Annotated in this window: 8 protein-coding genes and 2 pseudogenes; 5 read left to right on the forward strand and 5 right to left on the reverse strand. The window is 66.6% G+C overall.

All coding sequences use genetic code 11. The annotated features are described in order from the left end of the window. A partial coding sequence (locus tag JO236_RS09050) for a response regulator transcription factor (RefSeq protein ID WP_416362198.1) occupies positions 1–163 on the forward strand: 163 nt, incomplete at its 5' end. 251 nt (positions 164–414) lie between these two features. Here the strand turns inward: JO236_RS09050 and JO236_RS09055 are convergent. Continuing rightward, on the reverse strand, positions 415–852 hold the full coding sequence (locus JO236_RS09055) for a type II toxin-antitoxin system VapC family toxin (RefSeq protein ID WP_293327619.1): 438 nt from the start codon (positions 850–852) through the stop codon (positions 415–417). Then, positions 849–1,103, reverse strand: a complete 255-nt coding sequence (locus tag JO236_RS09060; protein WP_293327622.1) for an antitoxin — start codon at positions 1,101–1,103, stop codon at positions 849–851. The genes JO236_RS09055 and JO236_RS09060 overlap by 4 nt, the downstream gene beginning before the upstream one ends. 169 nt (positions 1,104–1,272) lie before the next feature. Between JO236_RS09060 and JO236_RS09065 the strand changes: the two are divergent. From JO236_RS09065 to JO236_RS09075, 3 genes and pseudogenes are all read left to right on the forward strand, one after another. After that, a pseudogene (locus JO236_RS09065) lies at positions 1,273–1,446 on the forward strand (response regulator transcription factor); the annotation flags it as partial. Positions 1,447–1,448: 2 nt separating this feature from the next. Continuing rightward, positions 1,449–1,685, forward strand: coding sequence for an antitoxin (locus tag JO236_RS09070; protein WP_293327627.1), 237 nt, complete (start codon positions 1,449–1,451; stop codon positions 1,683–1,685). Next, positions 1,678–2,028: a type II toxin-antitoxin system PemK/MazF family toxin gene (locus JO236_RS09075; RefSeq protein WP_293327630.1), complete on the forward strand. Its 351-nt coding sequence runs from the start codon at positions 1,678–1,680 to the stop codon at positions 2,026–2,028. Before JO236_RS09070 ends, JO236_RS09075 begins: the two co-directional genes overlap by 8 nt. A gap of 27 nt (positions 2,029–2,055) precedes the next feature. Here JO236_RS09075 and JO236_RS09080 read toward each other — a convergent pair whose 3' ends face one another. Continuing rightward, positions 2,056–2,457 (reverse strand): type II toxin-antitoxin system VapC family toxin, encoded by a 402-nt coding sequence (locus JO236_RS09080; protein ID WP_293327632.1) that lies wholly within the window; start codon positions 2,455–2,457, stop codon positions 2,056–2,058. 7 nt (positions 2,458–2,464) lie between these two features. Next, positions 2,465–2,689, reverse strand: coding sequence for an AbrB/MazE/SpoVT family DNA-binding domain-containing protein (locus JO236_RS09085; protein ID WP_293327635.1), 225 nt, complete (start codon positions 2,687–2,689; stop codon positions 2,465–2,467). A 204-nt stretch (positions 2,690–2,893) separates the two neighbouring features. Between JO236_RS09085 and JO236_RS09090 the strand changes: the two genes are divergently transcribed. Further along, complete coding sequence (locus JO236_RS09090) at positions 2,894–6,148, forward strand: helix-turn-helix transcriptional regulator (protein ID WP_293327641.1); 3,255 nt, start codon at positions 2,894–2,896, stop codon at positions 6,146–6,148. Here the strand turns inward: JO236_RS09090 and JO236_RS09095 are convergent. Continuing rightward, positions 6,145–6,354 (reverse strand): annotated as a pseudogene (locus JO236_RS09095) (primosome assembly protein PriA); the annotation flags it as partial. The gene JO236_RS09090 and the pseudogene JO236_RS09095 overlap by 4 nt on opposite strands.

Here is a 6,354-nt window from a genome sequence, read left to right on the forward strand (position 1 = left end):
TCAAGTGGTTCAACTCGTCAGCGAAGGGCTGGCCAACAATGACATAGCCACAAGGCTGTTCGTCTCACCCCGCACCGTGCAGTCGCATCTCACCCACGTCTACACCAAGCTCGGCCTGAGCTCGCGCGTGCAGCTCGTTCAAGAAGCAGCCCGTCACGCCTGATCCTCCAGGCGAGAACTCGCCCGACAGCCCGCCGCATTTGGTGATGGTCGCGAGCTGGAAATACGCACCTAAGCATGATCAGCAGGACGGTGACACTCCAAAAGATGCCGGGAGAACCCAAACGGGTGCAGCCCAGCCGGGCTAGGGATCTGCGCGATAAGTGACCTTAATGGCTGTGGGAGCGACCTGCGGCAATCGCGGGACCGACCCGTTGACGTGCGGTAATGCGCGGAGGGGTTGATTGAGTCCCGTCAGCCCAATAATGACTCCGGAGTCTCCCACCGCAGGCCGTCGAATCGCCCGAAATCGCTGTCGTAACTTACTATTCGTGCGCGGTGCTCAATCGCCAATGCGGCCAGGTGGGCGTCGTTGACGAGATTGCCTCCCGCGCCGACTTGCGAAAGCAGCCCGGACAGCACGTCGCCGTGGCGGGGGGTAGGCGTCACGACGAGGGAGGCTGGTGCGTTACACCAGTCGAGCACTTGAGCCATTGCCGCGTCGGCAGTCAGGGGCGAAGGGAAAAGCCCATGCCGAGTCGTCAATCTCACGAATGCGAGCAGCGGCACCCAGGCCAGACCGACGGTGTCGCCGCCGGAGAGCGCACCGTCGAGCCAGCGGCGTGAGGTCTCGTGGTGCTCGGCGGCGGTGTTGACGGCGTACAGGAGGACATTGGCGTCGACGATCCTCATGCGCGGCGGCGCTGTCGCCGGATCAGTTCTTCATCCTCGAGTTCGCCGGCGATCTGCAGTGCTCGGTCCAGGTTGACCGACGGCACGCCCAAATCAGCTGTGCGCGTTTCGAAGACCGCGGGAGCCGGTCGCCGCTGTGCGCCTTGCCGGATGGCGTCATTGAGCGCCTGCTTGAACGATATGCGGCGTTCACGCATCAGTCGCCTGATGGCGACGAGCGTGTCGTCGTCCAGCGTCACCGTGGTCCGCACGGTGACAGCATAGCATCACCTCTAATGATGCCATGCTGTCATCTAGGTGTTTGCCGGCCTGCCTCGCGCTTTTCGACACCCTCGCACTTCGTGATTGCGCGCGCCTGATGAGAGCCAAGGCAGGGATACGGATCTGAGACCCGGCGGATTTGAGCTCCAAAATCCGCGCAATAACGACATCGCCACAAGGCTTTTCGTCTCACCGCGGACTGTGCAACCCCACCTGACCCACGTCTACACCACGCTGGGGCTCACCTCGCGGGCGCAACTCGTCCAAGAAGCAGCCCGCCACGTTGCCGGGAAGATTGAGGCGCTAACAGGCGTCTACTCGCTAGACTACTAGTTATGTCTACTTTAACGACTACTATCAGGGTTCCGGTACATACGCGTGACCGGCTAGCCGCCCAGGCCCGCGCGCGAGGTGTTTCTATCGCTGCCCTGCTCACCGAACTCGCCACCCGTGCGGAATGTGAGGCGATCTTCCGCGCCGAACGCGACGCCGCCCGCGCGGAGGCGGCGCTGCAAGCCGTACGCGATGAGAACGGCGACTGGGATACCACCGTCGGCGACGGCCTTGGCTGAACCGCGGCGCGGCGAACTCTGGCTCGTGGCCCTCGGCGCCGCGCGCACCGGCGAACCCGGCAAACACCGCCCCGCCGTCGTCGTCTCGATCGAGGAGATACTCGCCGGCATCGACGACGAACTCATCGTCGTAGTACCGGTGTCGAGCTCACTGACCCACAGCCCATTGCGGCCACACGTCTCACCCGCCGAAGGCGTAGACGCCGAAAGCGTCGCCGTCTGTCGCGGCGTCCGCGCCGTCGCTCGCCGCCGCCTACTGGAGCGACTGGGCACCCTGGCGCCCGACACAATGCACCAAATTGAACGCGGCCTCTCATTGATTCTGGGCATCCAAATCGTCTAAGCCGGCCGGAATTCAGCACCGGCCCGTTCACGGCGAGATCAGCTCAAGGCGCGGGAAGAAAGACCGATAGCGGCGGGGATCGCGCGTCAGTAGCGCACGCCCGGTCACTGCAGCATGGGCGCCAATGTAGAAATCCGGCAGCGGCGAGCGTTTCTGGCCTCCCCGTCGCCGATATTCGATGAAGCATTTGCCGGCCAGAAAGGCGGCTTCCCATGGCAGGGCCTCGCGCTCCAGTTCCGCTGGCAATGCCTGCTCGAGTTCTTCGATTCGCTCGAAACCAGTTGAGATCTCGGCGTAGACGATGGGATTGATCAGCGTTGCCCCACGGTCGAGGGCATCGGCAAGCCGCGTCTCAGACCAATCACACCAGCGGGGGTCCTCGGTGAAAAGGTCGAGCAGCACGTTCGAGTCGACGAGCGTACCGGCCACCGCCGAGCTACTCGTCGCCGCGGGTGAGCGCCATGATCTGCTCGGTACTCATCGCGACGGTGCCGCGGCCGCGCATCCGACGTGCGATCGTCTTGCCCCGGGTGGCCTTGACGCGCACCAGCCGGGCGCCGCGCTCGTCGAGTTCAAACTCGACCTCGGAGCCCGGCTCGATCCCGAGCTTGCGCCGCACCCCGAGCGGGATCGTTACCTGGCCTTTGCTCGTCACACGCATACGAGCCAGCCTATCAACGGTAATACCGCTTGGTAATACCAGATTGTGCGAGGCGTGTGCCAAGGGGTCGCAAATCCGCGCTCCAGGGCAGGAAGATGCGCGTTTGCGCTGATGTTCATAGCGCGTCGTGGCCGCATGCTGGCTAGCATGAGCGAGGTTGATCCACGCGCGGACGTGCCGCTGGTGGACTGGAGCGATCTTGGCGTGAGCGCACTATTGCCGACCGGCACCGTGACGTTGCTGTTGGCCGACGTCGAGGGCTCCACGCGGCTGTGGGAAACCCAGCCCGAGGAGATGACGGCGGCGTTCGTGCGCCTGGATCGGGTGTTGTCGGAGCTGGTCGCCGCTCATGGCGGGGTGCGCCCGATGGAGCAGGGTGAGGGTGACAGCGTTGTGGTGGCGTTCGCGCGGGCCAGTGATGCCGTGGCGTGTGCGCTGGGGCTGCAACGGGCACCGCTGGCGCCGATCAGCTTGCGCATCGGTGTGCACACCGGTGAGGTGCAGCTGCGCGATGAAGGTAACTACATCGGCTCGACCATCAATAAGACCGCCCGGCTGCGCAATCTGGCTCATGGCGGGCAGACGGTGCTCTCGGGTGTGACCGAGGCACTTGTCGCGGACACGCTGCCCGACGATGTGTGGTTAACCGATCTGGGTGCCCACGAGCTGCGCGGTGTCGCGCGTCCGGAGCGGGTGGTGCAGCTGTGCCATCCTGATCTGCGCAACGAGTTCCCACCGTTGCAGACGGTGAAAAGTGCTGCTGGGCATAGTCTTCCGTCGCAATTCACCAGCTTTGTCGGCCGGGGCCCACAGCTGGCCGACGTGTCCAAGCTGCTGACGCAGAGCCGATTGGTCACCCTGAGCGGTGCAGGCGGGTCGGGCAAGACGCGTCTTGCGGTCGAAGTCGCCAACCGGCTGGCGGGCGACTACGCCGAGGGTGTCTGGTATGTCGACTTGGCGCCGATCGCTGATCCGGTTTTGGTGCCGGTCGCGGTGGCCCGCGCGCTGGGTTTGCCCGACCAGCCGGGCCGATCGACGATGGATACGCTGTGGCGGTTTGCCCGCGATCGGCAAATGTTGGTGGTGCTGGACAACTGCGAGCATCTGCTGGACGCCTGCGCCGAGCTGGTGGTCGCGCTGCTGGGTCGGGCGCCGGCGCTGACGCTGTTGGCGACGAGTCGTGAGCCGATCGGAGTTCCGGGCGAGGCGACGTGGCGGGTGCCCTCGCTGTCAGTGGCCGATGAGGCGATCGAACTGTTCACCGACCGCGCTCGGCTGGCCAGTGTCGGCTTCAGCATTACCGATGACAACGCCGCGACCGTCGCCGAAATCTGCGCCCGCTTGGATGGGATGCCGCTGGCGATCGAGCTGGCGGCCGCTCGGGTGCGGGCGTTGTCGGTGGCCGAGATCCTGGACAGCCTGCATGACCGATTCCGGTTGTTGACTGGTGGTGCACGCACTGCGGTGCGCCGCCAGCAGACGTTACGCGCCTCCGTGGACTGGTCGCATGCGCTGTTGACCGAAACCGAACGCATGCTGCTTCGTCGGCTGGCGGTGTTTTTGGGCGGCTTCGACCTGGACGCCGCCCAGGCGGTCGCGGGCGCCGGTGGGCTTGCGCGTTATCAAGTCCTCGACCAGCTCACTCTGCTTGTGGACAAATCATTGGTGGTGGCCGAAAACGCGAACGGCAGAACGCGATACCGGCTGCTGGAAACGGTTCGCCAGTATGCCCAGGAAAAACTCGGCGAATCCGGCGAGGCTGATGCGGTCCGCTCGCGTCACTGCGACTACTGCACGGCGCTGGCGGGCCTGCTCGATGCGCCCGCAGGGAGTGACTATGAGCAGCATCTCGAGCGGGCCAGAATCGAGATCGACAACCTGCGCGCCGCGTTCGGGTGGAGCCTCGAGAAGTCTGATATCGAGCTCGCAATGCGGCTGGCGTCGTCGTTGCAGCCGCTCTGGCTCGCGCGGGGCCGCGTCCGGGAAGGGCTGGCCTGGTTCGACACGATCCTCACCGAGGACAACACCCAGCACGCCGAAGTGGCGCCCGCGGTGCGGGCACGGGCGCTCGCCGACCGCGCCCTGCTCGCCACCTGGATGGCCGCCGTGAGTTTGGATCAGGCCGAACAAGCGCTGGCGATCGCGCGCCACATTGACGAGCCGGCGCTGCTGGCCAGGGCACTGACCGCCTGCGGTTACATCGCCGCCTACACCAATCCTGAGGCGGCCCAGAGGCATCTCGCTGAGGCGATCGGCCTGGCCCGGGCCTCGGGCGATCGGTGGAGGCTCAGCCAGATCCTCGCCTTTCAGGCGGCCGCGGCGCTTCGGGCGGGTGATCCGGTCGCGGTGCGCGCACCCGCTGAAGAGGGACGCGATCTCGCCGAGGCGATCGGTGACCGGTTCAACTCGCGCCGGTGCCGCTGGTGCCTCGGAGTGACACAGCTATTTCAGGGCGATCCGGTCGGAGCCGCCGCACAATTTGGCGCGGTGGCCGCCGAAGCCGAAACAGCACACGATGAGGTCTGGAGAGCGGATAGCCTCATGTTTCTGGGCCAGGCGCTGGCATACCGGGGTGAGACGGATGCGGCCCGGGTCGCGGCTGATGCGGCCGTCGAGGCCGCCGCCGAGCTGGGTGGGGTTAAAGCCGGCGGCGCCTACTCGGCGTTGGCTATCGCGGCCTTGGCCGCCGGCGATGCTGCGGCGGCGCGGGAAGCAACCGAGGCGGCCTGGCAGCACGCCAGTGGGCTGCCGGCGGCCGCGGCGATGGTGCGTGCCGTCGGTGCACAGGCCGCACTGGCGGGCGGGGATCTGATCGCGGCCCGCCGCTGGGCCGACGACGCCGTCACGATTAGGACCGGCTGGTGGCAGATGTGGATGCTAACGACACGCGCGCGCGTCGCGATCGCCCAAGGTGAGCCGGAGCAGGCCGAGCGCGACGCCCACGACGTGCTAGCGCTCGCCGCCATCATGCACGCGTACTTGGGCATTTCCGACACCCTGGAGTGCCTCGCCGCTCTGGCCGGTGAGGCCGGCAGTCACCGCGAAGCCGCGCGGCTCTTCGGCGCGGCACACGGAAGCCGGCAACGCATCGGCGAGGTCCGCTTCAAGGTCTGGAACGCCGGCTACGAGGCCTCGGTGGCGAGGCTGCGAGACGCGATGGGTGACACGGACTTTGACTCCGCCTGGGCCGAAGGCGCGGCGCTGTCCATCGAGGAGGCGATCGCCTACGCGCAACGCGGCCGCGGCGAACGCAAACGACCCGCCAGCGGCTGGGCCTCGCTGACCCCCACCGAGCGCGATGTCGTCCGCCTCGTCAGTGAGGGTCTCGGCAACAAGGACATCGCCGTACGGCTTTTCGTCTCACCGCGCACCGTGCAAACCCACCTCACCCACGTCTACACCAAGCTCGGCCTGACCTCGCGCGTGCAGCTCGCCCAGGAAGCAGCCCGCCACAACTAACCGATGTGCAGGGGGTCGATCTGCACCCGGACCGGCTCGTCGGTTTGCCGGGCACTGGTCACGACGACGCCGCGCCGCAGCGCGGCCGCCAGTGCCAGACCCTGCTCGCGGCGTACCCGCACCAGCATCCGGGTCACCGGACCGTCGGCCGAAATCCCCGGTGGTCGGCGCGCACCGGGCGGCAGCTTCACCGGGCCGAGCAGCTC

Origin of the sequence: Mycobacterium sp. (assembly GCF_019247635.1) — a bacterium.
Taxonomy (GTDB): Bacteria; Actinomycetota; Actinomycetes; order Mycobacteriales; family Mycobacteriaceae; genus Mycobacterium.

Bases quoted from the DNA above. Each gene is read 5' to 3' on its own strand.
- JO236_RS09055 (WP_293327619.1), bottom strand. From the start codon at position 852: ATGAGGATCGTCGACGCCAATGTCCTCCTGTACGCCGTCAACACCGCC.
- JO236_RS09085 (WP_293327635.1), bottom strand. From the start codon at position 2,689: ATGCGTGTGACGAGCAAAGGCCAGGTAACGATCCCGCTCGGGGTGCGG.
- JO236_RS09070 (WP_293327627.1), top strand. From the start codon at position 1,449: ATGTCTACTTTAACGACTACTATCAGGGTTCCGGTACATACGCGTGAC.